The sequence below is a fragment of the Streptomyces sp. NPDC021562 genome, from assembly GCF_040640875.1.
In the GTDB taxonomy this organism is placed as follows: Bacteria; Actinomycetota; Actinomycetes; order Streptomycetales; family Streptomycetaceae; genus Streptomyces.
Genome location: NZ_JBFACN010000027.1, coordinates 51,667 through 75,093 on the forward strand (window position 1 = coordinate 51,667; position 23,427 = coordinate 75,093).

The 23,427-nt window shown below is 72.2% G+C and carries 22 protein-coding genes; 8 read left to right on the forward strand and 14 right to left on the reverse strand.

Translation table 11 applies throughout. The features are described 5' to 3' along the window. Nucleotide 1: 1 nt before the first annotated feature. The 3 genes from AB0G52_RS32740 to AB0G52_RS32750 are packed head-to-tail and all read left to right on the forward strand — an operon-like array spanning nt 2 to nt 2,687. A complete protein-coding gene (locus AB0G52_RS32740; protein ID WP_361341367.1) occupies nt 2–883 on the forward strand; it encodes an oxidoreductase in 882 nt (293 codons plus the stop codon). Next, on the forward strand, nt 880–2,211 hold the full coding sequence (locus AB0G52_RS32745) for a nickel-dependent hydrogenase large subunit (protein WP_361341370.1): 1,332 nt from the start codon (nt 880–882) through the stop codon (nt 2,209–2,211). Before AB0G52_RS32740 ends, AB0G52_RS32745 begins: the two co-directional genes overlap by 4 nt. Beyond that, entirely contained in the window at nt 2,208–2,687 is a 480-nt protein-coding gene (locus AB0G52_RS32750) for a hydrogenase maturation protease (protein ID WP_361341373.1), read from the forward strand. The genes AB0G52_RS32745 and AB0G52_RS32750 overlap by 4 nt, the downstream gene beginning before the upstream one ends. 44 nt (nt 2,688–2,731) lie before the next feature. On the opposite strand, the gene AB0G52_RS32755 is transcribed toward AB0G52_RS32750, so the two are convergent. From AB0G52_RS32755 to AB0G52_RS32775, 5 genes are all read right to left on the reverse strand, one after another. Then, on the reverse strand, nt 2,732–3,187 hold the full coding sequence (locus AB0G52_RS32755) for a cyclic nucleotide-binding domain-containing protein (RefSeq protein ID WP_361341376.1): 456 nt from the start codon (nt 3,185–3,187) through the stop codon (nt 2,732–2,734). 19 nt (nt 3,188–3,206) lie between these two features. After that, complete coding sequence (locus AB0G52_RS32760; RefSeq protein WP_361341379.1) at nt 3,207–4,124, reverse strand: pyridoxamine 5'-phosphate oxidase family protein; 918 nt, start codon at nt 4,122–4,124, stop codon at nt 3,207–3,209. 49 nt (nt 4,125–4,173) lie between these two features. Next, complete coding sequence (locus tag AB0G52_RS32765) at nt 4,174–4,461, reverse strand: DUF1876 domain-containing protein (RefSeq protein WP_132887328.1); 288 nt, start codon at nt 4,459–4,461, stop codon at nt 4,174–4,176. A 182-nt stretch (nt 4,462–4,643) separates the two neighbouring features. Then, nucleotides 4,644–4,841 (reverse strand): hypothetical protein, encoded by a 198-nt coding sequence (locus AB0G52_RS32770; protein ID WP_132887329.1) that lies wholly within the window; start codon nt 4,839–4,841, stop codon nt 4,644–4,646. 31 nt (nt 4,842–4,872) lie between these two features. Then, nucleotides 4,873–5,757 (reverse strand): universal stress protein, encoded by an 885-nt coding sequence (locus AB0G52_RS32775; RefSeq protein ID WP_132887330.1) that lies wholly within the window; start codon nt 5,755–5,757, stop codon nt 4,873–4,875. 210 nt (nt 5,758–5,967) lie between these two features. Here AB0G52_RS32775 and AB0G52_RS32780 point away from each other — a divergent pair, with 210 nt between their 5' ends. After that, nucleotides 5,968–6,372 (forward strand): Hsp20/alpha crystallin family protein, encoded by a 405-nt coding sequence (locus tag AB0G52_RS32780; RefSeq protein WP_132887331.1) that lies wholly within the window; start codon nt 5,968–5,970, stop codon nt 6,370–6,372. Nucleotides 6,373–6,466: 94 nt separating this feature from the next. On the opposite strand, the gene AB0G52_RS32785 is transcribed toward AB0G52_RS32780, so the two are convergent. Continuing rightward, nucleotides 6,467–7,636: a site-2 protease family protein gene (locus AB0G52_RS32785; protein ID WP_132887332.1), complete on the reverse strand. Its 1,170-nt coding sequence runs from the start codon at nt 7,634–7,636 to the stop codon at nt 6,467–6,469. A gap of 443 nt (nt 7,637–8,079) precedes the next feature. On the opposite strand from AB0G52_RS32785, the gene AB0G52_RS32790 reads away from it, so the two are divergent. Further along, complete coding sequence (locus AB0G52_RS32790) at nt 8,080–9,795, forward strand: GAF domain-containing sensor histidine kinase (protein ID WP_361341386.1); 1,716 nt, start codon at nt 8,080–8,082, stop codon at nt 9,793–9,795. A 169-nt stretch (nt 9,796–9,964) separates the two neighbouring features. Beyond that, the gene (locus tag AB0G52_RS32795; protein WP_132887334.1) at nt 9,965–10,567 is read left to right on the forward strand and encodes a hypothetical protein; all 603 of its coding nucleotides are present in this window, start codon (nt 9,965–9,967) and stop codon (nt 10,565–10,567) included. 142 nt (nt 10,568–10,709) lie between these two features. On the opposite strand, the gene AB0G52_RS32800 is transcribed toward AB0G52_RS32795, so the two are convergent. The 4 genes from AB0G52_RS32800 to AB0G52_RS32815 all read right to left on the reverse strand — a co-directional run bounded on the left by AB0G52_RS32800 (nt 10,710) and on the right by AB0G52_RS32815 (nt 16,344). After that, entirely contained in the window at nt 10,710–11,411 is a 702-nt protein-coding gene (locus AB0G52_RS32800; RefSeq protein ID WP_132887335.1) for an SDR family oxidoreductase, read from the reverse strand. 52 nt (nt 11,412–11,463) lie between these two features. After that, on the reverse strand, nt 11,464–12,729 hold the full coding sequence (locus AB0G52_RS32805) for an MFS transporter (protein ID WP_361341390.1): 1,266 nt from the start codon (nt 12,727–12,729) through the stop codon (nt 11,464–11,466). Nucleotides 12,730–12,880: 151 nt separating this feature from the next. Further along, nucleotides 12,881–15,688: an FAD-binding and (Fe-S)-binding domain-containing protein gene (locus AB0G52_RS32810; RefSeq protein WP_361341393.1), complete on the reverse strand. Its 2,808-nt coding sequence runs from the start codon at nt 15,686–15,688 to the stop codon at nt 12,881–12,883. A gap of 32 nt (nt 15,689–15,720) precedes the next feature. Continuing rightward, on the reverse strand, nt 15,721–16,344 hold the full coding sequence (locus tag AB0G52_RS32815; RefSeq protein ID WP_361341478.1) for a TetR/AcrR family transcriptional regulator: 624 nt from the start codon (nt 16,342–16,344) through the stop codon (nt 15,721–15,723). Nucleotides 16,345–16,421: 77 nt separating this feature from the next. Here AB0G52_RS32815 and AB0G52_RS32820 point away from each other — a divergent pair, with 77 nt between their 5' ends. Together AB0G52_RS32820 and AB0G52_RS32825 are read left to right on the forward strand one after the other, a co-directional pair. After that, nucleotides 16,422–17,441 (forward strand): NAD-dependent epimerase/dehydratase family protein, encoded by a 1,020-nt coding sequence (locus AB0G52_RS32820; RefSeq protein ID WP_132887339.1) that lies wholly within the window; start codon nt 16,422–16,424, stop codon nt 17,439–17,441. A 43-nt stretch (nt 17,442–17,484) separates the two neighbouring features. Beyond that, a complete protein-coding gene (locus tag AB0G52_RS32825) occupies nt 17,485–17,883 on the forward strand; it encodes a hypothetical protein (protein WP_132887340.1) in 399 nt (132 codons plus the stop codon). Between the two features lie 83 nt (nt 17,884–17,966). Here the strand turns inward: AB0G52_RS32825 and AB0G52_RS32830 are convergent, their stop codons facing one another. The 4 genes from AB0G52_RS32830 to AB0G52_RS32845 all read right to left on the reverse strand — a co-directional run bounded on the left by AB0G52_RS32830 (nt 17,967) and on the right by AB0G52_RS32845 (nt 23,167). Next, nucleotides 17,967–18,956 (reverse strand): S66 peptidase family protein, encoded by a 990-nt coding sequence (locus AB0G52_RS32830; RefSeq protein WP_132887341.1) that lies wholly within the window; start codon nt 18,954–18,956, stop codon nt 17,967–17,969. 145 nt (nt 18,957–19,101) lie between these two features. After that, a complete protein-coding gene (locus tag AB0G52_RS32835; protein ID WP_132887342.1) occupies nt 19,102–19,530 on the reverse strand; it encodes a VOC family protein in 429 nt (142 codons plus the stop codon). A gap of 191 nt (nt 19,531–19,721) precedes the next feature. Next, complete coding sequence (locus AB0G52_RS32840) at nt 19,722–20,750, reverse strand: LacI family DNA-binding transcriptional regulator (RefSeq protein WP_132887343.1); 1,029 nt, start codon at nt 20,748–20,750, stop codon at nt 19,722–19,724. Next, nucleotides 20,747–23,167, reverse strand: coding sequence for a glycoside hydrolase family 2 protein (locus AB0G52_RS32845; RefSeq protein WP_361341400.1), 2,421 nt, complete (start codon nt 23,165–23,167; stop codon nt 20,747–20,749). The genes AB0G52_RS32840 and AB0G52_RS32845 overlap by 4 nt, the downstream gene beginning before the upstream one ends. Between the last annotated feature and the right edge of the window lie 260 nt (nt 23,168–23,427).

A 23,427-nucleotide genomic window follows, 5' to 3' on the forward strand; every position in this document is an offset into this window, starting at 1 on the left:
CATGGTCGCCGCACCCGCCCCGGTCCCCGGCCACCGGCCCACGCTCGCCGTGTGGAAGTTCGCCTCCTGCGACGGCTGCCAGCTCACCCTGCTCGACTGCGAGGACGAACTCCTCGCCCTCGCCGACCGGCTGCGGATCGACCACTTCCTGGAGATGACCTCCGCCGAGGGCGGCACCGACGGGGAGCGCGCACACCAGGCGGGCCGGGGGCCCTACGACCTCTCCCTCGTCGAGGGGTCGATCACCACCCCCGAGGACGCCGAGCGGATCCGGCACGTCCGCCGTGTCTCCCGGTACCTGGTGACCATCGGAGCCTGCGCCACCGCCGGGGGCATCCAGGCCCTGCGTGACTTCGCCGACGTAGACGAGTTCCTCGCGGCGGTCTACGCCCGCCCGGAGTACATCTCCACGCTCGGCACCTCGACACCGATCTCGGCGCACGTGCCGGTCGACTTCGAGCTGCGCGGTTGCCCCATCGACCGGCGCCAGCTCCTCGAGGTGATCACCGCCTACCTGGCCGGGCGCAAGCCGCGGATCCCGAGCCACAGCGTGTGCTTCGAGTGCAAGCGTCGCGGCACCACCTGCGTCACCGTCGCCCACGGGACACCCTGCCTCGGCCCCGTCACGCACGCCGGATGCGGCGCGATCTGCCCCGCCTACGGACGCGGCTGCTACGGCTGCTTCGGCCCCTCCCCACAGCCCAATCTGCGGTCCATGGTCGCCCAGCTGCACCGCGACGGGATGAGCGAGCGGGACATCCAGCGTGTCTTCCGCACCTTCAACGCCACGGCGCCGGAACATGCCCCCGTACCCGAACTCGCGGCCGAGGAGTGCCACCGCTCCCCGCGCGGCTCGCGAACCCGTCCCGAAAGGCCGGTATGAAGCCTCGCGGAACCCGCGTCCTGCGGCTGGACGCGCTGGCCAGGGTGGAGGGCGAGGCGGCCCTCCACCTGCGCGTCGAGGACGGTTCGGTCACCGGGACACGGCTGCGCATCTACGAACCGCCCCGCTTCTTCGAGGCACTCCTGACCGGCCGGGGCCACGCCGAGCCCCCCGACATCACCTCCCGCATCTGCGGCATCTGCCCGGTCGCCTACCAGATGAGCGCCTGCCAGGCGATCGAGAACGCCTGCGGGGTCACGGTGGACGGCCCCCTCGCGGACCTGCGCCGCCTGCTCTACTGCGGCGAGTGGATCGAGAGCCACGCCCTGCACATCCACCTCCTGCACGCCCCGGACTTCCTGGGCCGCGCGGACGTCGTGGAACTCGCCCGCGACCAGCGCGCGGCCGTCGAACGAGGTCTACGCGTCAAGCAGGCCGGCAACGCGATCCTCGAACAGCTCGGCGGGCGACCCGTCCATCCGGTCAACATCCGGATCGGCGGCTTCCACCGGACCCCGGCACCCGACGAACTCGGGCCCCTGGCGGACCGGCTGCGTCAGGCACGGGCCGACGCGCTGGAGACGGTCCGCTGGGTGGCGGCGTTCGACTTTCCCGACGCCGTGTGCGACCACGCCCTGCTCGCACTCAGCGAACCCGGCCGCTACGCCATCGACGCCGGGACGCCCACGGTCCTGGACCCGGCGCCCCGCCGGTTCCCCCTGTCCGACTTCGAAGAGCACGTACGCGAGGAGCAGGTACCGCATTCCACCGCGCTCACCGCCACCCTGGACGGCCGCCGTTTCCTGACCGGACCGCTGGCCCGCTATGCGATCAACGGCCGTTGGCTGCACCCCGTGGCGGCCGACGCGGCGCGGGACGCCGGGCTGGGTGATCCGACGGCGGGCGCCGTCTGCGACAACCCCTTCCGGAGCATCGTCGTACGTGCCGTCGAGGTCGTCCACGCCCTCGAAGAAGCCCTGCGCATCATCGACGGCTACGAACGCCCTCCCCGGCCCGCCGTCGACGTACCGCCGCGTGAGGCGGTCGGCGTGGGAGCGACCGAGGCGCCCCGCGGCCTGCTCTACCACCGCTACGCCCTCGCCGGCGACGGTACGCTCACCGGGGCCCGCATCGTCCCGCCCACCGCCCAGAACCAGAGGGCCGTCGAGGAGGACGTCCGCAGGGCGGTCCAGTCGTGCCTGGACCGGGACGGTCCTCCCGCTGACGACGACGAACTCATCCATGTGTGCGAGCGTGCCATCCGTAACCACGACCCCTGCATCTCCTGCGCCGCCCACTTCCTCGACGTGACCGTGGAACACGCATGAGCCCGCGGGTCGTGGTGGTCGGCGTGGGCAACCCGCTGCGCGGTGACGACGGGATCGGCCCGGCGGTGGTGGAGGCACTGCGGGGCCGGGTGCCCGACGAAACCGTGCTGGCGGTCAGCGACGGCGAGCCCGCCAGGCTGCTCGAGCTGTGGCGCGACGCGGACACCGTGATCATCGTGGAAGCACTGTGCAGCCGCCCGGGCCGGCCCGGTGAGCTGCGCACACTGACACCCGCGGAGGCCGCCGGGCACGCCAGGGCCACGGCGAGCACGCACAGCCTGGGTCTGGGGGAGTGCCTGGCCCTGGCGGAGACCCTCGACCGCATGCCGCCGCGGCTCGTGGTGCACGCCGTGGAGGCGGCCGACCTCGGACTCGGCGAGCATCTGAGCGACGCGGTGCGCTCCGCCCTGCCCGAGCTGACGGAACGCGTGGCCGTCTCCGTGCGACAGGCGCACGAACGCCACCACGGGCCGTAGAGACCTCCAGCTACGGCACCGCACCTGCACGTCCCCCCGCACGGTCACGCCGGCCCACCGCTTCCGTGGGGGGCGTACAGGTCGAGCAGGCGGATCCGGGAGGCCTGCAGCCGCCGGGCGACCACCCGCCCGACCCAGACGGCGATCGCCCGGCCGTACTCGGCGTCCTCGGCGCACGTCTCCCGGACCGCCCGGGCGTCGAACTCCCAGGCCCGCACCGGGCTCATCGCCTCGGCCCCCAGCTGCCAGAGGTACGGCGGGAAGTGCCAGGACCAGCCGACCAGGTCACCCCGCCCGAGGGTCTCGACGACGGCGGGACGCCGACCGGGCACGAGCAGATCCAGGGCGACGGCTCCGGTCCGTACGACCCAGAAGCGCTCGGCGGGCAGCCCCTCCTCGAAGAGCCGGGTCCCCACCGTGAAGGAGACCTCGCGGGCACACTCCATCAGCCGCTCGCGGTGCGCGGACGCAAGCGCCGCGTTCAGGGTGGCGGCGGCCATCGGCACGGACTCCTTCCGTTCACTGATCGGCCGCGGTGATCCGACGGCCCGTCAGGCTCGTCGGCCTGATCGAGATCCACATCTCCCGGGCACCGCCGGCCCAGGGCGTGCTGTGCGCACGCAGGGTGAGCCCGCGCACGGCCTCCGGATCCGTCACCACGCTCGCGGGACCGACGGCGAGCACACTCCAGCCCCGGCTCAGGGCCTCGTCCACATGGTCCACCTCGAAGGCGACCTCCGTCTCGGCGGCGGACGCGGCCACCGAGTGGGGGGCGGTCCGGAACACGATGGCGTCGTGGACGACCTCGTAATTGACCGGTACCACCGCCGGACGGCCGTCGGCCGACGTCACCGCGATGCGTCCGACCCCGTGCGTGGACAACAGGGCACGGCACTCGTCCGCGTCGAGGTCCCGCAGCAGCGGACGGAACAGGGCACGCCCCTGGCCAGGGGGCAGTTCCATGCCTCCGCCGCGCAGGGCGGCGACCGAGGTGCCCAGTGCGGCGGCCAGCCTGATCAGGGCCGACGTCGACGGATCGGCGGGCTGTTCTTCGAGGTAGGCCAGGTAGTCGGGGGCCATCCGGGCCCGGTGGGCGGCCTCCGCCCGGCTGAGTCCTCGTCTGCGGCGTAGCGCGGCCACCCGTCGGCCGATGTCGCCGGGGTCGGCCGTCCCGGTCGGCGGTACGGCCTGCGCCGCGTCCGCCTGCGCCGCTTCCGGCGGTACCTCGCGGCCGGGGCCGCGCTGTGCGCGTTCGACATGGCGGACGTGGGCGTCGGGCCCCGGGAACACGAGCGTCACCTGGTCCGTGTCCGACCAGCGCACGTCGTAGGGGGGCGTGCCGTCGTCGTGATGGAGTCCGACGATCTCTCCGTCGCGCCGGGCGGCGCCGGTCGCCGGGGTTTCGATGACGAGTTGGTCACCGAGGTGCGCTCGCATGATCGGCCCCTCTCTCCTTCCCGGTTCGCGATCTCCTGCCCGCCCGGGATCAGACCGGCCATCCGGAGGTCTGCCGGACGTCCGGCCGGGCTCCGGCCATGCCTCGGATGTCCCGGTCGGCGGTGCTCAGCAGCTGCCGGGCGAGATCGTTCATGGCCCTGCCCGTCGCCAGTTCGTCCCCGATCTCCGGCACGTTCGTGTCCGCCGGGTGGCAGTGCGCCGTCCCGTTGCCGGAGAGTTCCGTGGTGCCGGTGTCCAGCACCACGTGTGCCCTGGTCGTGCCGTCGTCTTCCTCGAAGAGGTGGAGGCGTACCTTCCACTCACCTGTGTGCGACATCGTTCACTCCTGGGGTGGTCCGTCTTCCACCCTCCACTGTCGGACGGAGCCCCCGCGCGGCACAGGGCCGAAAGTCCCCGAGGGACCGGCGTACGGCCCCAGGAGGCGGACGGGCCGCCGCGGAGTCTCCCGGGTGCAGCGGTGCCGTGAACGGGTCGGTGTGCCCTGCGCGAGGGACCGGGTCAGCCGAACAGACTCCGCACGCGGATCGTCTCCACGTGCCGCCAGGTGCCGTCCGCCAGGAGCAGCCGGTCGTGGGCCGTCCGGCGCGGGCGGAAGGAACCGACCGCCGCCCGCGGCCGGGCCGGGCTCGCCGCCGGCAGCCGGGCGCCGCAGGGGGCGCGTCCGGCCCGCCGTCCGGCGGACGTGGGCTTGCTCATGGTCACTCCTCTGCGTCGGGGACGCCGGCCTTCACGTCCCTGTGGGAACGGCGAGGACAGGGCAGCGGGCGTGGTGCAGGACGCCCTGACTGACCGAGCCCAGCAGCATGCCGGTGAAGCCACCACGTCCACGGGTACCCACCACCAGACCCAACGCGTGCGCCGAGGCGTCGGCGAGCACCTGCACCGGATGGCCGACGACCAGCTCGTGCCGTAGTTCCACGTCCGGGTAGCGGGCCCGGCGGCCGGCCACCGTCTCGGAGAGCAGCCGACGGCACTCCTGCTGGGGTTCGTACTCGTCGAAGATCCGCAGGGGACCGGGCTGCCACACGTACAGCGCCCGCACCTCGGCTCCGCGCAGCGAGGCCTCCTGGAAGGCCAGGTCGACCGCCGCGGCGGAGTGCTCGCTGCCGTCGACGCCGACCACGTAGTACGCCGGGTCCTGCGTCACGTGCTCCGGTTCCGGTACGACGACCACGGGACAGCGGGCGTGTGCCATGACGGGCAGGGCGACCGAGGCGGAACCGAACACTTCCCGGGCCCGGCCCAGGTGGCGCGAGCCCAGCACGACGGCTGTGGCGTCGCGGCTCTGTTCCCGCAGCACCCACGCGGGCTCCCCCTCCGCGAGCACGGCGTCCACCTCGATGCCGGGATCCCTGGCCGCGACGAAATCCACCACCTCCGCGAGGATCTGCTTCCCGCCGCGGTGCAGTTCCTCGTTCCACTCCTCCCAGGACGGCGGGACCGCCCCGCCCCGGTGACCCCGGGTCGGCACGCCCTCGGCGTGGACCGCACGCAGCGGAACGTGCCGCCGGGCCGCTTCGTCGGCCGCCCAGGCCAGTGCCGACCGCTGGGCCGGGTCGGCATCGACACCGACCACCACGGGACGGCGGTCGCTCGGTGCGGGAGCGGTCATGGTGCTCGCCTCCTCGCTGCGGTGGCGCGGCGGGTGCCCGTGCTCCCATGCAAGTCCTGACGCGTACCCGCTGCCAGGGGCCATTGGTCCCGGCCCGTCGTGAAAGGGACTTCAGGGACCCGGATCCGGGCTGTTCGGCCCCAGCCGGGGCGGCCCCGGCGAGCTGGACTGGACGCGTCGGGACACGACGAGCGCCGAGGAGGTACGGCGATGGCCACACTGACACGCAGGCAGAGGTTCCCGTTCCCGGACATGCCGGACTGGCTTGAGACCTTTCCCAGCAGGCTGACGATGCCCGCGGTCCGGATCGAGGACTACACGGAGAGCGGCCGCTACGTCATGCGCGCCGAACTGCCGGGTATGTCCGCGGAGGACATCGACGTCGTGATCGGCGACGGGGTGCTGACGGTCGAGGCCGAACGCACGGAACGGGACGTCGACAAGAGCCACAGCGAGATCCGGTACGGTGCCATGAGCCGTAGCGTGACCCTGCCGGCCGGCGCCGACGAGGACGACGTCAAGGCCGACTACACCGACGGCATGCTGACCATCAGCGTGGGCCTGGGGGCCGAGAAGGCCGAGGCCAAGCACATCGAGATCCGGCACGGCGGCTGACGTCGCATTTCCGGTGGGCCCCGGTGCGTGCCATTTCCGGCGGGCCCCGGTGGACCCACCGGCCGCCGCGTGCGGCGACCCCGGGGGTACGTGGTCACGAATGCCCCTTCGACGGTTGCGGACGCTCGTGCCGAGGGCCTTCCGGTGCGCTCGGCCACGTCAGGGCGCGGGTGATGTCGGCGAGGGTGAGGATCCCGGCGAGACGGCCGCGGTCGAGGACCAGGGCGCGCCGCACCGGGCTCTCCTGCAACCGGGGCAGCACGTCGAGAACCGGCTCGTCCGGGGTCGCCGTCACGACGTCGGGCAGCGGGCGCATCACCTCGCGGACCGTCGTGTGGTCACGTGCCCGAGGCGGCACGGACTGCACCCGGCGCATGGTGAGCAGACCGGCGACCGAACCGTCCACCGCCAGCACGGGGAAGGCCGAATGACGGTAGGGGCCGAAGGGGCCTTCGGCCAGGAGGTCGCTGAGTGTCGCCGTCGCCGGGACGCTGACCGGGTCCGGTGTCATGACGCGGCGGACGGGAACGCCCTCCAGCACGCCCCGCATCTGTGCCTGCCGTGACTCCGCCGTGGCGGCGGCGACGAGGAACCAGCCGATCAGCGCGGCCCACAGGCCGGACAGGTGGCCGCCGAACAGCACGTCCGCGAACCCGGTCAGGACCATGAACCAGCCCAGGGCGCGACCCGCCGCCGTGGCACCCCGGGTGGCGCGCAGCCGGTCACCGGTGCGGTGCCACAGGTACGCCCGCAGCAGTCGGCCCCCGTCCAGCGGGGCGGCGGGCAGCGCGTTGAAGACGGCGAGCAGGACGTTGATCGCGGCGAGCCAGGCGACCGCCTCGACCACCAGCCCGGACGCATGCAGTGCGTCCAGTCCCACGGCGGCTCCGGCGAGCACACCTCCGGCGAGCAGACTGGTGAGCGGGCCCACGCCGGCGATCCGCAGTTCGGCGGCCGGGGACGAGGCCTCGCCGCGCAGCCGGGCCGCGCCGCCCAGCATCCACAGCGTGATGCCCGCCACCTCGACCCCGTTGCGCCGGGCGACCACGGCATGCGCCAGCTCGTGCGCGAGCAGCGAACCGAGGAACACCACGGCGGTCAGGACGGCGAGGCCCCAGTACGCCACGGGGGAGTGACCAGGGTGCGCGGCCGGGAAGCGGCCGTGCGCCAGCGCCGTGGTGATCAGCACGACGATGACCAGTACGCTCCAGTGCAGGCCGACACGGACACCGGCGATCCGCCCCAGGGACAGCGTCTCGTCCATCGACACCGCCTCACCTTCCGGTCTTCTCCCGGTTCTCCCGGTCCTCTTCCGGGCTTCCGTGCGGTGCGCGCCGCACAGGGCGGCACCTACAGACTGCGGCGGCGGCCGCCCGGTCCGGAGGGGCCGACCGGCTCTCGACGCGGACACTCGGCCCCGATCCGGCTGCCGGAGGCGCGCCTCACGCGCCCTGACCGTTCCGGGACCCGCGAGGCGCGGCACAGCGCATGCTCGACCGCGCGGCCCACGACGTCCGGCGGCGAGGGCCTTGGCCCTGAGCTGCCCTGACCGGCTCCTCACGACCGGCCCGCGCACGCTCGGGAGCCGGGCCGGTCCCCGCCGGAGGGGCTGCCCTCTGTTCGGCGTGCCGTCCTTCGCCGGGGCGGGATACCGTGGAGACGATCCGAGGAGGCCGGGCCGGTGCGCCGGGACCGAGGAGGAGCGCGGTGGAGACTCCCGACGAGCTCCGCGTCCTGCTGCCGCAGCTGAAACTCGACGAGCTGCTGGACGAGCTGCAGGCCAGGCTGGACGCTGCCCGGGGGACCCGGGACCGTGTGCACAGCCTGTTGGAGGCGCTCCTCTCCGTCGGCCGCGAGCTGGACCTGGAGCAGGCCCTGCGCTCTATCGTCAGGGCCGCCGCGGCCCTGGTGGACGCCGAGTACGCGGCCCTGGGCGTCATCGGACCCGACGGCGGCAGCCTGTCGGCGTTCCACACCGCCGGGGTCACCGACGAGCAGGTCGCCGCGATCGGGCCGCTGCCCGAGGGCCACGGCATCCTCGGCGAACTGATCCGCGATCCGCGGCCGCTGCGTCTGGAGAAGCTCTCCCAGCACGCCGCCTCCTACGGCTTCCCGGACCGGCATCCGCCGATGAACAGCTTCCTGGGTGTCCCGATCCGGGTCCGGGACCAGGTCTTCGGCAACCTCTACCTCACCGAGAAGCGCGGCGGGCTCCAGTTCGACGAGGAGGACGAGGCGGTGCTGGCCACCCTGGCCGTGGCGGCCGGCGTGGCGATCGACAACGCCCGTCTCTACGAGGACTCCCGGCTCAGGGAGCGGTGGCTGCGGGCGAACGTGGAGATCACCCACAGTCTGATGTCCGGCAGCGGCCGGGCCGAGGCCCTGCACCTGATCGCGGGGCGCGCCAAGGAGATATCCGGCTCCGCGCTGGCGGCGGTCGCCCTGCCCTGGGAGGACAACGCGTCCCTGGGTGTCGAGATCGCGGTGGGACTGGACGCGGACGCGCACCGGGGTCTGGTGCTGCCCCTGCGGGAGACCCTGATGGGGCTGGCGTTCGCCACCGCGGCACCGGTCGTCAGCGACGACGTCACCCACGATGCCCGGGTCTCTCCCGAACCCCCGCGCTTCGAGGGGCTCGGCCCCGCCGTGGCCGTCCCCATCGGCACCGGCGAGGGCGGGGTGCGCGGTGTGGTGCTGCTGGCCCGCGAAGCCGGGCGGCCGGTCTACGCACACAAGGAGACGGAGATGCTGCAGGGCTTCGCCGCGCAGGCCGCGATCGCGATGGAACTGGCCGAGCGGCGACAGGACGCCCAGCGCATCGCGGTGCTCCAGGACCGCGACCGGATCGCCCGGGACCTGCACGACCTGGCCATCCAGCGGCTGTTCGCCACCGGGATGACTCTGCAGAGCGCCGGGCGCTTCATCGATCACCCGGAGGCGTCCGAGCGGGTGCTGCGGGCCGTCGACGACCTGGACGAGACCATCAAGATCATCAGGTCGTCCATCTTCGGCCTCCGGGACCATGGCGACGCCGGCGGCGGCCTGCGCGCGCGAGCCGTCCAGACGGTCGGCCGGGCCGCACCGGTCCTGGGTTTCGCGCCCGGCGTGCGCATGGAGGGCCTGCTGGACACCGACGTGCCCCGCGAGACCGGCGACCATGTGGTGGCCGTGCTCTCCGAGGCGCTGACCAACATCGCCCGACATGCGCACGCCCACCGGGCCACGGTCACGCTGGCCACCGACGGCCGCGAGGTGCGTCTGACGGTCTGCGACGACGGCGTGGGCATCCCGTCCGGCGGCCGCCGCAGCGGGCTGCGGAACATGGCCGAGCGTGCGGAACAACTCGGCGGGACGCTGGAGATCGTGTGTGCCGACGGCGGTGGCACCACGCTGGAATGGCATGTCCCCCTGCCGGCGGAGTAGGCGGCTCCGGTCGGCGCGGGGCCTACCGGGGCAGCGGGCCGGGGCCACTCGGCCCAAGACCCCGCGGGTGCGGGGCGGCAGCCTGGAGATGCCCGGGCCGGCGCCCCGCGCGACGGCGGCCCCACCCGCCCCGGCCGGGCGACGCGGGCTCTGAGAGGAGGCGGCGGCCATGGCAGAGACCCCTCCGGCGACCGTCACCCCGGTACGGCTGTGGCACTGGCGGCGCAATCCGCTCAGGCGGCGCAGCGACGTGATCGAAGGCTGGATCATCGCCGTCGGCTGGATACTCGCCGTGGCCTGCGCGGTCTTCGCGGGCGCGACGGCGGCCCGCGTCACCGACGCGGCGTCCGCGGCACGGGCGTCCCAGGTCCACACCGCGACCGCCGTGGTCACCGACGGCACACCGACGGTCCCGGCGGGCGACGGGAAGTACGGCGACTGGCAGGTGCGGGCGACCGTGCGCTGGAGCGACCCTGACGGTTCCGTGCACACGGGCCAGGCGGTCGTCCCCGCGGGTGCCCCGGCCGGCACCCGCGTGCCGATCTGGGCGGACCGGGCCGGCCACGTGGTCGGCGCACCCGTCTCCGCGACGGCGGCGACCGTGCAGGCGGCCCTGACCGGCATCCTCGTCGGCCCACTTGCCGGTGCCGCCGTCTGGGCCGTCGGCAAGGGCATCCGGGTACGGCTCGTCCGCCGTCGGCTGGCGGAGTGGGACGAGGAGTGGAAGAAGACCGGCCCGCGCTGGGGCAACCTGAGCGGAGGCAGGGGCTGAAGGCGACGGCACCGGACGCCGGAACCTGTCGCCGCGCCGACCCTCGCCGCCCCTCCCCGAGGAGAGGGAGAGGGAGCCTGCCCGGGAAGGAGCCCTCCCGGGCGACCGGACCCGCGGCAGCCGGTCACCGGGGGCGCGGAGGTTACTTCGCCAACTGGGGGTACAGGCCCGCGAGGTCACCCGCGAGGCCTGCCTTGACCTGCCGCGAGATGTCGTCGGCGAGGACCTCGTACGCTCCGCTCTCGACGCCGTCCAGGGCGAGGGCGGCGACGTCACGCGGGTCGGACTTGGGGGCGTCGACGTCCGCCGCCAGATCCGTGTCCACGTACCCGACGTGCAGGCCGGTCACCGCGATGCCGCGCGGCCGCAGCTCCAGGCGCAGGGAGTTGGTCTGCGACCACAGCGCGGCCTTGGACGCGCTGTAGGAACCGCCGAGGGCGAGCCAGGAGAGCACGGAGTGCACGTTGAGGAGGTGGCCGCCGCCGTTGCTCTCGATGACGGGCACGAAGGCCCGGGTGAGCAGCAGCGGGCCGTAGAAGTTGGTCTCGAACTCCCGGCGTACGTCGTCGACCGGGGAGCCGAGGAAGGACGCGCCGACCGAGGCGCCCGCGTTGTTGATCAGCACGGTGACGTCTCCCGCCTGCGCGGCGGCGGCCGCCACGGAGGCGGGGTCGGTGACTTCCAGCGCCACGGGAACGGCGTCGGGATGCGTGACGGCGCGCGGGTCCCGTGCGGTGGCGTAGACCTTGCCGGCGCCGCGCGCGTACAGCTCCTCCACCAGAGCCTTGCCGATGCCCCGGCTGCCGCCGGTGACGAAGACGTTGGCGCCCTTCAGAGCGGTCATGACGGTACCTCCGGGGATTGGAAACTGATCGGTTTCCCTCACTGTAAACCGATCAGTTTCCGGAGGCAAGCCCAGCGGCCTGCTGCTGCGGAGGCGCACCCGCCGGCGGCGCCTGCCGTACGGCCCGGTTGGCGGTGGTGAGGAGGGCCAGGACGAGAAGCCACGCTCCGCAGAGCCAGACCAGCGGCTTGGCGCCCAGCGTGGTGATCAGTGCGCCGCCCGCAAGCGTGCCGACCGACAAGGCTCCCGTGGTGAGCGTGGAGACCGCGCTCGTCGCCCGGCCCCGCAGCTCGTCGGGGGTGATGGCCAACTGGTGGGTGGTCAGGGCCACCGTATGGACCGGAGCCGCCAGCGACTCGGCGGCCGCGACCGCTGCCAGCACCAGCGGGCTGGGCGCGAGGGCGTACAGCGGGAACATCAAGGCCTCCAGCCACAGCATCACCACGGCGATCCGGCCCAGCGGAAAGCGGCGTGCCGCCCTGTCCGAGACCAGCGCCCCCGCCAGGGAACCGGCCGCCGCGCCGCCGAAGACGACGCCGATCCACAGGGGTGAGGCGCCCACCTGCCGAGCGAGGGTGATGATCAACAGGTATCCGGCGCCGTAACGCAGCTTGTCGGCGGCCGAGACCAGAGTGAGAAAGCGGACGACCGGCTGGCGCCAGAGCCAGCCGAGCCCCTCCCGGATCTCGGTGGTGAGGCGGAACGTCGTCCGCACGTCCTGCCGGTCAACTTGGAATCGCGCACGCATCAGACACAGCGACACCGCCGACACCGCGAAGGAGGCCGCGTTGACCGCGAACGGCACGGTCCGGCCTGCGGCGTAGAGGACGCCGGCGAGTGACGCCCCGAAAACGCCCACCGCGCCGGCGACGGACTGCGAGTAGCCGAGCGCGGCGGACAACTGCCGCGGACCGACCACGTTGGGCAGTGCCGCCGTGTTCGCCACTCGGAACAGCGTGGTCAGGATCCCGGTCAGCACCGCGGTCGCGTACAACTGGGGCAGGGTGGGCGTGTTCAGCCACAGCGCGACGGCGACGCCGCCGGTCAGGGCGGCCCGGCCGAGCTCGCACCAGATCATGGTGGTCTTGCGGTCCCACCGGTCGACGAGGGCACCGGCAACCAGACCGAACGTCAAGAAGGAGAAGGTGCCCAGGCCGAGCACGAGCCCGGCTTGGGTGGGCGACCCGGTGAGGGCCAGCACGATCAGCGGCAGGGCCATGAAATGGGCCTGGTCACCTATGGCGGAGACCAGCTGGCCGCCCAGCAGCAGCGAGAAGTCCCGGTTCCGGAACAGACCGGAACCGCGAAGGGTGTTCAAGATGATTACGCTCCGTAACAGCTCAAAGACACAAGGGTGACGTCGGAGTCGGTGTCAGAGCTGAGAAACGCGGGGCGTGATCGACATGCGCGGACCGTACCCGGGACCTGGGACGGGCGGCAATCGATTTCCGAGCGACCCCTCCAGGACCTCAGGTCCGGGACGCGAACAGCTCGGCCAGATGCAGCGTCGGCACCTGGGCCAGGTCGTCGAGCTGGACGCGGCAGGACATGCCGTCCGCCAGGACCACCGCGTCCGCGTGGGACCGTACGGCGGGCAGCAGATGCGTCTCGGCCACGGCGACGCTGACCTCGTAGTGCCCCTTCTCCACCCCGAAGTTGCCGGCCAGACCGCAGCACCCCGGCACCCTGGTGACGGTCGCCCCGGCCCTCTCCAGCAGCCGCTGGTCGGTCTCCCAGCCGATGACGGCGCTGTGGTGGCAGTGCGGCTGCGCGACGACCTCCACCCCGGTCAGGTCGGGCAGCGGCAGGTCGAGGCGCTCGACGAGCTCGGCGAAGCTCAGCATCCCCGATGCCACCACCTTCGCCTCCTCCGCCTCGTCGTCGTCGCACAGCTCCTTCGCGTCGCTGCGCAACGACGCGAGGCATGACGGCTCCAGCGCCAGCACGGGGACGTTCCCGCGGACGTAGGGGGCGAGCGTGCGTACGGCCTGTCCGACGATGGTCCGTGCCCGGTCGAGTTGGCCGGTCGTGATCCAGGTCAGACCGCAGCAGGCGGCTTCCTGGATGACGCGGACCGTGAGTCCGTGCGACTGGAGGAACCGGATGGCCGCCAGTCCGGAGGCCGGGAAGAAGTGGTCGGTGAAGGAGTCGGCCCAGATCCACACGTCGGGAGGCGTGTTCCCCGCGCGAGCCGTGTCCGTCGCCCGCCTCAGGGTGGGGGAGGCGAACCGCGGCAGGGACCGCCGCCGGTCGATGCCGGCGGCCCACTTGGCCAGGGCGGCGAGCGGTCTGGCGCGCAGGAGCAGGTTGGCCGGCTTGGCCAGCGGCGACGTGAGCCCGGCCCACTTCGGGAGCTGCCCGAGGAACAGGTGCGACCGTGGCCGGCGCAGCCCGGCGACGTCATGCCGCTGGTGCAGCACCTCGCTCTTGTACGTGGCCATGTCGACACCACTGGGGCAGTCGCTCGCACACCCCTTGCACGCGAGGCACAGGTCGAGCGCCTCGACCACCGCCGCATCCCGCAGGCCCCCGCTCAGCAGGGCGCCGTCCAGCGCCTCCTGGAGCACCCGGGCCCGGCCGCGGGTCGAGTCCCGCTCGTCCCCCGTGGCGAGATAGGACGGGCACATCACCCCGGCGGTCCTCGGGGCCACACACTTCCCGACCCCGGTGCACCGGTACACGGCGGCACCGAGATCCCCGCCGTCGTGCACCAGCCGCAGACCGGAGGACACCGGCGCCCGCGGGCGCACCGGGCGCAGGTCGTCGGTGATCGCAACAGGGTCGGCGATGATCCCCGGATTGAGGATGCCGTCGGGGTCGCAGACGGCCTTGACCTGCCGGAACAGGGCGAGCGACGTCTCGTCGTACATCAGCGGCAACAGCTCGCTCCGGACCCGGCCGTCACCGTGCTCCCCGGACAGGGTGCCGCGGTAGGCACGCAGGCGTGTCGCACACGCGGTCATGAACTCGCGGAACACCCCGGCCGAGGCCGCGTCGCCGGGCCGGAACGGGAAGTCGATCCGGCAGTGGACGCAGCCGTCGCCGAAGTGCCCGTACGGAACGCCCTGAAGACCGTGCGCCCGCAGCAGTTCCTCGAAGTCGCGCAGCCACGCGCCGAGATGCTCCGGTGGAACGGCCGCGTCCTCCCAGCCGCCGTACGCCGGAGTCGGCAGTGACCGGCCCGCGAGCCCGGCGCCGTCCTCCCGGATGCGCCACAGTGCCGCCGCCTCCCGCGGGTCGTCGACCAGCCTGGTGCCGAGCGCGGCGCCGACGGCGACGAGCCGACGCACCGCGTCCGTCGCGTCCACGCCCGCCACCTCCGCGAACAGCCATCCGTGTCCTCGTGGCAGGGCGGGCACCGGAGAACCCTTTCCCCGCACCAGATCCACGATGCGCGCGTCCATGCCCTCGCACGCGACGAGCCGGCCCGGGGCCGCGGCGAGCAGCGCCGGTACCGCATCGGCCGCGTCGGCCATCGTCGGGTACCCGAGCACCAGCATCCGGCGCTCGACCCGGTCGTCGACCAGCCGGACGGTGGCTTCGAGGACGGTGGCCAGCGAACCCTCGCTGCCGGTCAGGAACCGCTCGACCCGGCGCCGTTCGGGCAGCAGGTGTTCCAGGCCGTAGCCGCTGACCTGACGGCCGAAGCGGCCGAACTCGGTACGCAGATGAGCCAGGTTGGCGTCCCCGACGGCCGCCAGCCGCTTCCCGGTGTCGCCGGTGAGCCGACCGCCCTGCTCCAGGGCGAGCTCACCGTTCCCGTACAGCACCCGCAGCGACTCGACGTTGTCCACCGTGCGCCCGTAGCCCAGCGCCCGCGAACCGCACGCGTTGTTGCCGATCATCCCGCCGATCGTGCAGCGGCTGTGGGAGGAGGGGTCCGGTCCGAACCGCAGCCCGTGCGGCGCGGCCGCGCGCTGCAGGTCCGCGTGCACCACGCCCGGTTCCACACGCGCGGTGCGCGCGGCCGGGTCGATGTCGAGAATCCGGTTGAACCGGCGGGTGTCGACGACGATGCCGCTCCCGACCGCGTTCCCGGCGATGCTCGTGCCCGCGCCGCGCATCGTCACCGGAACCCGCAGCTCACGCGCCACCTCGCGGACCGCGATCACGTCGTCGGCGCTGCGTGCTTTCACGACCGTGGACGGGACGACGCGGTAGAGGCTCGCGTCCGAGGAGTACAGGGCTCGTGCCAGCGGAGAGTCGTCGAACTCGACTCCTGCGGCGCGAAGAGCGGCGGCCAGGTCGTCGGATGCCGGTGGTGCTGGAGCGGCCATACCTCAGGCTAACCAACGGGGCATCCGCGCCTTCATGTCTCATGGTCGGTCGGGGACACATCGAGGAGCCGGAGCATCGCGGGGAGCAGGTCGCTCGTCAACGGATCCGGGGTGTCTTCGTCGATCGCGCCCTCCAGCGCGAGACTTGTGTAGCCGTGCACGAGTGACCACACCGCGTAGCTCGGCACCAGCGCGTGGTCCGCGCTGTCCGGTAGCTGCGCATCCTGGCCGCGCAGGCCACGGTCCAGGGCGCGGAGCGCCCGGTGCTTCTGCTCGACCAGTTCCGGATCGTCGAAGTCGAACTGGGTCATGCGCCACATGAGGTCGAACAGCGCGCGGTTGTCCCGGGCGAACGCGACGTATTCGGCCGAGAGCGCCTCGACCCGCTCCCGCACCTCGCGCCCGACGACCTCAACCGCCTCCAGCCGCTCGCAGAGCCGGCGGTAGGCGCGCGTGGCGAGCGCGCCGAGCAGCCCGCGCGCGTCGCCGAAGTGGTGCTTGGGAGCGGACTGCGACACTCCCGCCCGCCGCGCGGCCTCGCGCATGCTGAACCCGGCGACACCGCTCTCGGACAGCACTTCCAGCGCGCTGTCGAGCAGCGCCGCGCGCAGATTGCCGTGGTGGTAACGATCGCCGGCCTTCGGCTCTTCGGTCATCACGATCCTATCTTGACAGTGAGCAGACCCTCCGTAAACTGCTCACTGTCAAGATAAGGTGGTCACTGGGAGTGGGTATGACGGACACGGTCCTCGTCACGGGTGTCTCGGGGTTCATCGGCGGTCACACAACGGCAGCGCTTCTGCGGCGCGGATACGCGGTCCGCGGGTCGGTGAGGTCACCGGCCCGGGCCGCCGAGGTGCGCGCTGCGATGGCAGAGGCAGGCGCAGACGACACGTTGTTGGAGGTCCGGCAGCTCGATCTGCTGTCGGACGAGGGATGGGCGGCCGCGACCGCGGGCTGCCGGTTCGTCCTGCACGTCGCCTCCCCCTTCGTCACGACGAAGCCGAAGGACCCGGAGGACTTGATCCGCCCTGCCGTTCAGGGCACGACGCGGGCGATCGACGCGGCGCTCGACGCAGGCGTGGAACGCGTGGTCGTCACCTCGTCTCTCGCAGCGGTGCAGTACGCCCCGGCGCGCAGGGGCCACGTCTTCACGGCATCCGACTGGACCCGGCTCGACCGCCGCGGTCTCGGTGCCTACGTGGTGTCGAAGGTCCGGGCCGAGCGCGCGGCGTGGGACATCGCCGAACGCCGCGGCGTGCGCGACCGGCTCGCCGTCATCAACCCGGGCGCGGTCATCGGGCCCCTCCTCTCCGACGACCCGGGAACCTCGGTCTCGGCGATCCAGCAGATCATGGCCGGCGCGCTGCCGATGGTCCCGGACCTGCGACTTCCGTGGGTACACGTGCGAGACGTCGCCGACGCGCACATCGCGGCGATGACCTCGCAAACCGCGGGCGGGACGCGCACGATCGTCGCGACCGACCCGTCTTCGCTCATCGACGTCGCCGCGGTGCTCCGCGAGAGGCTTCCCGAGGTGAGCGGGAAGATCCCCACGCGGGCGATGACGACGTGGCTCACCTGGGCCGCGAGCGTGTTCGAACCTCAGCTGCGCGACAACCGGTGGCTCATCGGCTCGGCGCAGCGCTTCGACCACGGCCCCGCCGAGGCGCTCCTGGGCCGCCCGCTCCACGCGATCCCCGACACGATCGAGGAAACCGGCCGCAGCCTCGCCGAGCGCGGACTCGTCTGAGGCCGCCTGGAAACCAGACAAGCGCAGGAGCGATGCTGACGGCATGACTCCTTGGAATGTGCTCGATCTAGACAAGGCCCTGCGTGCCGGCTGGGCCGCCGACACCTGCTCGCCCGACGACCAGGCAGACTGGCAGCCGGGCAACCCGGCCTGGGGGCACTGTGACATCACCGCCCTGATCGTCAACGATGTCTTCGGCGGTGATCTCGTGGTCGGCGAGGTGCACCTCGACGGGACCCGGCATGGTTTCCACTGGTGGAACAAGTTGCCCAGCGGTGTGGAACTCGATCTGACCCGGGAGCAGTTCCAGCGCGGGCAGACCGTCACGGCTGCTCGTGTCGTCGTGCGTCCGCCGGGCCCGCTGCCCCGCCGCTGGGAGGAATACCTCCTGCTGCGTGAGCGTGTGATCAAGCACCTTGGTCCGCTTCCGGAACCCGTCTGAGGAGTCGGGGCCAGCTGGCCGGGGCGAGGGGGACGACGCCCTGACCGCTGGTGGCCCGGGTCAGCCCAGTGGTTGCACCGAACTCAGCCTTCCGTGACCGCCGACTCGATCAGGGACAGCGTCCGGTTGTCCGCGTCCACGTCTGCGCGGACGCCGATGGGCAGCGGCAGGTTCGGCGAGGTGTGGCCGAAGTCGACCTGTGCGAGAACCGGGATGTCACGTTCAGCCAGGACATCGAGTACCACGTCGCGGAGATCTGCGCGCTCTCCGCCGCCCTCGTGGGGCGTGACCTCGGTCGGGATGCCGACCACCATGCCCGCGATCCGGTCCAGCACACCGGACAGCCGCAAGGTGTGCAGGTCGTTCCAGATCCGTGAGACCGGCCGCTGCAGCTCCTCCCAGAACAACACGGCACCCTCGAACCGTTCGGCGGGCGGCGCGAACGGTGTCGCCTGCAGGAGGACCAGGCGGTTCAGCAAACCGCCGAACAGCGGCCCCTGCGCGCGGCCCGGCCGCCAGGTTTCCCATGCCTCCCTCGCCGGCAGCACGCCCGGCGCCTCGGCCTTGGTGAGCACGCGGGTGTAGAGGTCGACGAGCTCGGAGCGACGGGCCGCGTCGCCCAGCGTGTACCAGTCGCTGCCGAAACCGTGGGTGGCGATGTCGGCGTGGAAACCGACGAGGCCGGTCCTGGCGTGCAACGCCATGTGCAGCAGGGAGATATCGCTGTAGCCGAGGATGGGTTTCGGGTCGGCCCGGATCGCGTCCAGATCGATCAAATCAAGATAGCCGATGGTCGTCTGCCCACCGGTATGCGCGACGATGGCCCGCACTTCCGGGTCACGGAGCAGACCATTGAGTTCGTCGGCCTGCTCCGCCGGAGTGCCCGACGCCCACCACCGCTTCCGCGCCGGGTTGACCATCGGGCTGATCCGCACGCGGAAACCCATCCGCTCGAGTATCGCCACACCGCGGGCGAGCAGTGGTTCCTCACCCGGTTCAAGCTGGCCCGAGGGTGCGGTGACGACCACGAGGTCACCGGAACGCAGCGCGCGGGGCCGAAGGATCGCAGGCATGGGGAATCTCCTCCTTGTTGATCAACAAGGGCGAGGAACAAGGTCCGTGCCGCCGGTATTCCGCCGCCCCGACGTGATCAGGCCAAGCCCCGAAACCCCGGCTGGGGCGCACTCACTTCGCGACAGCGCCCCGCCTCAAGGACGTTCAGTCGATACAGAACTCGTTGCCCTCGATGTCCAGCATCGGGATGCACGAGTCGTTGCCGTCGTACAGCGTTTGCACGTGGACCGCGCCGAGCGGGATCAGCCGTTCGCATTCGGCCTCGAGTGCGGCGAGGCGTTCCTCACCCACGAGCCCCGTGCCGACCCGCACATCGAGATGCACCCGGTTCTTGACGGCCTTGCCCTCGGGGACGCGCTGGAAGTAGAGCCGCGGGCCCTCACCCGAGGGGTCGACGCAGGCGAACCATGCGTCCCGCTCCTCGGGAGACTGCGAACGCTTGAAGTCGTCCCAGGTGGCGAACCCCGCGGGCGGCGGCGGTACTACGTAGCCCAGCACCTCGCACCAGAAGCGGGCGAGGCGCTCGGGTTCCGCGCAGTCGAAGGTGACCTGGAACGTCCTGATCTCTGGCATCGGCGCACCGTACCGCGCACCAGGGCGCCCTCGCCGCTCAATTCCGCAGCCGGATCGGCTCGAAACCCGTCGCTTCCTCGGCCGTCCTGGCGCCCGGCCCCGCGCCCGCAGCGCCGACACCGCTGTCGGGATCACGGCGAACCATGCCGCGTCCGCGGTGCGACGGCTCGGGCGCACCGGGCGCCCGCTCGTCATGCCGGGGGAGGAGCCGTCGATCCGCGGGGGGTGAGGGCGGGAGTCGGCACCTGGTGCGAAGCGACGTCGTCACCGGCGATCACCGCGAAGAGCGTCCGCGCGACCTCGGCGCCGAAACCGTGGATGTCGTGGCTCATGGCCGACAGGGTGGGGTGGGTGAGCCGGCACAGCTGGGAGTCGTCCCACGCCAGCAACGACAGGTCGTCCGGCACCGACAGACCCATCTCGGCGGCCACCGCCGCGCCCGCGACGGCCATGATGTCGTTGTCGTAGACGATCGCGGTGGGCCGCCGCGCGGACAGCAGCAGGTTACGCGTTGCCCGGCCCCCCTCCTCGCCCTCGAAGCCGGTGGTGGCCTGCTGACCTTCCTCCAGGCCGAGTTCGGTCATGACGGAGTCGAACGCGGCGGCCCGGATGCCGCTGTGTCCGAGGGCCGCAGGCCCGCCGACGCGGGCGATCCGCCGGTGCCCCAGCGCCGCCAGGTAGCGCACGGCCTGCGTGACCGCGGTCGCGTCGTCCGTCCACACCGAGGTCAGCCCGCCGGTCAGGGAGGGATGACCCACGGCGACGGCCGGCAGCCCCAGCTCCCGCAGGGCGGGAACGCGCGGGTCGTCCTGGTGGAAGTCGACGAGGATCGACCCGCTGACCCGGCGTGCCCGCCACCAGCTCTCCTGCAACGCCACCTCCTCGTCGAGGTCCCGCACCAGGCGCAGCAGCAGGGAGCAGGAGTGCTCGGTCAGCACGCTCTCGATCCCGGAGATGAACTCCATGTAGAAGGGTTCGAGGCCGAGCAGGCGAGCCGGTCGGCACACCGCGAGCCCCACCGCGTCCACCCGCTGGTTCGACAGACTGCGTGCGGACAGGTTGGGCTCCCAGCCCAGCTCACGGGCCGCCGTGAAGATGCGCGCCCGAGTGGCTTGCGAGACCCCCGGCTTGTCGTTGAAGGCCAGCGAGACGGCCCCCTTGGACACACCGGCACGCGCGGCGACGTCCTTGATGGTGACCCGGGTGGGGGAGGCGCTCACGACCCCTCCATGCAGAAGATCGCTTCCCGGGCGCGGTCGGCCGTCAGACCGGGCGCCCCGTCGATCCTGATGCGGACCTGCTCGCCCGGCAGGAGCGTGACCAGTCCGCGGTCCGCCGAGGCGTCGGGGCTCAGCCTGTCGGCCTGCACGAGCAGGTCCCGTACCAACGTGTGCGCTGTCACCACGAGGTCGACCTTATCCCCGGCACAGGACACCCGCCGCAGCTGCACGTCGTAGCGGGGACGGGGGTAGTGGACGTCGCGGTCGGCGGTCGCGAAGTGGAAGGAGCGGAGACCGCCGGCTTCCGCGACCAGGTACTCCTCGGGGGAGCGGTCCGTCGGCACGAGGTGCAGGGGCACGGGCAGGCGGACCACGGTGCGGGCCCCGGCATCGACGTCGAGGCGCGCCTCGCGGAGCGTCCGGCCGTCGGTGCTCAGGCGCCGCAGCACCACCTCGGTGCGCCAGGCGGCGGCGCTCTGGTTGATCACGGCCACGACCAGCCCGTCCCCTTCCGGCTGCAGGGTCAGCAGCCGGTCCGCGTACAGCCGGCGCAGTTCGTGGTATAGCGGCTTGAAACGGCCGTCCCCGTCGATGGCGGCCCACGAGCTCACCGGCCAGCAGTCGTTGAGCTGCCACACGATCGTGCCCGCGCACACCGGCCAGTTGGCTCGCCAGTGCTCGATGCCGGTGGCCACGGCACGTGCCTGGACCACCTGGGTCAGGTAGTGCCAACGGTCGAAGTCGCCGACCGGCACCGTGAAGTGGCGTTCCAGTCCGCGATTGAGCTTGCCGATGCCGTCGTCCGCCTTCTGGTGGTGCAGCATTCCGGGGGAGTCCGGAGCCAGCTCCTCACCGGGCAGGGCCCGGCGGAGCGTGGCGATCGCCGGGGGCGCCTGCCAGCCGAACTCGGCGACGAAGCGCGGCACGCTCGCCCGGTACGCGGTGTAGTCGAGGCGGTTCCAGACCTCCCAGGAGTGGTGGGTGCCGTGGGCGGGATCGTTGGGGTGGTGGTCCCACGAGCCCGACCAGGGGCTGCCCGCCGTGTAGGGCCGGGTGGGATCGAGTTCGGCGACGATCCGCGGCAACAGGCCGAGGTAGTAGCCCTCACCCCAGGAGTCGCCCGCGAGTGCGGGCTCCCAGTCCCAGTCCCTGAAACCCCACAGGTTCTCGTTGTTGCCGTTCCACACCACGAGGGACGGGTGGGGCATCAGGCGTACGACGTTCTCGCGGGCCTCGGCCTCGACCTCGCCCCGCAGGGGTTGTTCCTCGGGGTAGGCGGCGCAGGCGAAGGGGAAGTCCTGCCAGACCATCAGGCCCAGCTCGTCACAGGCGTCGTAGAAGGCGTCGCTCTCGTACAGGCCGCCGCCCCAGACGCGCACCAGGTCGACGTTGGCGGCTGCCGCCTGGGCGAGGCGCTCACGGTAGCGCTCGGGGGTGACGCGGGAGGGCAGGACGTCGTCGGGGATCCAGTTCACCCCGCGGGCGAAGACGCGGGCGCCGTTGACGACGAAGGTGAAGCCGGTGCCGTGCTCGTCCGGCGTGCGGTCCAGCTCCACGGTGCGAAATCCGACCCGGCGGTGCCAGATGTCGAGAGGCAGGGGTTCGACGGTGCCGTCGGTGACATCGAGGAGCGTCAACTCCACGTCGTACAGGCGCTGCTCCCCGTAGCCGCGAGGCCACCACAGCTCGGGGTGCGGCACGTCGATCACGACGACGGCTCGGCCGCCCTCCACGGGAGCGGTCACCTCGACACCGGCCACGGTCGCCCGGGCCGCCAAAGCTCGCGACGCGCCGCTCTCGGTACGCTCCACGTCAAGGCGAAGCTCCACATGCCCGATGCCGTCCCTCACCGTGACGAGCGGGCGGACCCGGTCGAGCCTGGCGGTGGACCAGCGCTCCACTCGGACGGGCTTCCAGATGCCGGCCGTCACCACGGTCGGCCCCCAGTCCCAGCCGAAGCTGCAGGCCATCTTGCGGATGTACTGGAAGGGCTCGGGATACGCGTTGGGCCGGTCACCGGTCAGCGCCCGGACCGCCTCGGCCTCGCTGTAGGCCGAGGTGAACAGCACGCGCAGGTCCCCGCCGGCGCCCGTGACGTCGAAGCGGTAGCCGCGGTGCATGTTGCGGGTCCGGCCGAGCACGGTGCCGTCGAGAGTGATCTCGGCGGCCGTGTCCAATCCCTCGAAGACCAGATCGGTGCGCTCGTGCGCGCCGATGGGAAGGCCCAGGGACCGGCAGTACGCCCAGTCGCGGCGGCCCACCCAGGCCACTTCGCGTTCGTTCTCGCCGATGAACGGATCGGGGATCACTCCCGCGTCGATCAGGTCGGTGTGGACGCAGCCCGGAACCCGGGCGGGCAACGGCGACCCGTCGTGATCAATGCTCCAGCCCTCGGTGAGCGGGATGACGTCCTTCATGCATGGCTCCCATCGACGCGACTCGGGGCCTCTCGGTGATCGGCCGAGCACAATTTAACGGTCGAAGTGATCGCGTGTCCATAAACCGGTTCAGTTCTGCCAGATCACCTCGTCGATCGACGATGTGTGATTTGAGCAGTGCATCTATGTCGACTAGCTCCCGCATCGCGTAACACTTTGGTATCGCACCGGGGGGATGAGCTGTACCGGTTTACTTGGTCCTGCCATAGTGCCGTCGTTCCCTTTCGATGTCTGGAGCC

What these genes read in the sequence shown, in the direction of transcription:
- AB0G52_RS32770 (WP_132887329.1), bottom strand. Translation starts at nt 4,841, where the DNA reads ATGAGCAAGCCCACGTCCGCCGGACGGCGGGCCGGACGCGCCCCCTGC.
- AB0G52_RS32755 (WP_361341376.1), bottom strand. Translation starts at nt 3,187, where the DNA reads ATGGCCGCCGCCACCCTGAACGCGGCGCTTGCGTCCGCGCACCGCGAG.
- AB0G52_RS32800 (WP_132887335.1), bottom strand. Translation starts at nt 11,411, where the DNA reads ATGACCGCTCTGAAGGGCGCCAACGTCTTCGTCACCGGCGGCAGCCGG.
- AB0G52_RS32765 (WP_132887328.1), bottom strand. Translation starts at nt 4,461, where the DNA reads ATGTCGCACACAGGTGAGTGGAAGGTACGCCTCCACCTCTTCGAGGAA.
- AB0G52_RS32740 (WP_361341367.1), top strand. Translation starts at nt 2, where the DNA reads ATGGTCGCCGCACCCGCCCCGGTCCCCGGCCACCGGCCCACGCTCGCC.
- AB0G52_RS32780 (WP_132887331.1), top strand. Translation starts at nt 5,968, where the DNA reads ATGGCCACACTGACACGCAGGCAGAGGTTCCCGTTCCCGGACATGCCG.
- AB0G52_RS32785 (WP_132887332.1), bottom strand. Translation starts at nt 7,636, where the DNA reads ATGGACGAGACGCTGTCCCTGGGGCGGATCGCCGGTGTCCGTGTCGGC.
- AB0G52_RS32775 (WP_132887330.1), bottom strand. Translation starts at nt 5,757, where the DNA reads ATGACCGCTCCCGCACCGAGCGACCGCCGTCCCGTGGTGGTCGGTGTC.
- AB0G52_RS32760 (WP_361341379.1), bottom strand. Translation starts at nt 4,124, where the DNA reads ATGCGAGCGCACCTCGGTGACCAACTCGTCATCGAAACCCCGGCGACC.
- AB0G52_RS32820 (WP_132887339.1), top strand. Translation starts at nt 16,422, where the DNA reads ATGACGGACACGGTCCTCGTCACGGGTGTCTCGGGGTTCATCGGCGGT.
- AB0G52_RS32835 (WP_132887342.1), bottom strand. Translation starts at nt 19,530, where the DNA reads ATGCCAGAGATCAGGACGTTCCAGGTCACCTTCGACTGCGCGGAACCC.
- AB0G52_RS32750 (WP_361341373.1), top strand. Translation starts at nt 2,208, where the DNA reads ATGAGCCCGCGGGTCGTGGTGGTCGGCGTGGGCAACCCGCTGCGCGGT.
- AB0G52_RS32815 (WP_361341478.1), bottom strand. Translation starts at nt 16,344, where the DNA reads ATGACCGAAGAGCCGAAGGCCGGCGATCGTTACCACCACGGCAATCTG.
- AB0G52_RS32810 (WP_361341393.1), bottom strand. Translation starts at nt 15,688, where the DNA reads ATGGCCGCTCCAGCACCACCGGCATCCGACGACCTGGCCGCCGCTCTT.
- AB0G52_RS32745 (WP_361341370.1), top strand. Translation starts at nt 880, where the DNA reads ATGAAGCCTCGCGGAACCCGCGTCCTGCGGCTGGACGCGCTGGCCAGG.
- AB0G52_RS32845 (WP_361341400.1), bottom strand. Translation starts at nt 23,167, where the DNA reads ATGAAGGACGTCATCCCGCTCACCGAGGGCTGGAGCATTGATCACGAC.
- AB0G52_RS32825 (WP_132887340.1), top strand. Translation starts at nt 17,485, where the DNA reads ATGACTCCTTGGAATGTGCTCGATCTAGACAAGGCCCTGCGTGCCGGC.
- AB0G52_RS32795 (WP_132887334.1), top strand. Translation starts at nt 9,965, where the DNA reads ATGGCAGAGACCCCTCCGGCGACCGTCACCCCGGTACGGCTGTGGCAC.
- AB0G52_RS32830 (WP_132887341.1), bottom strand. Translation starts at nt 18,956, where the DNA reads ATGCCTGCGATCCTTCGGCCCCGCGCGCTGCGTTCCGGTGACCTCGTG.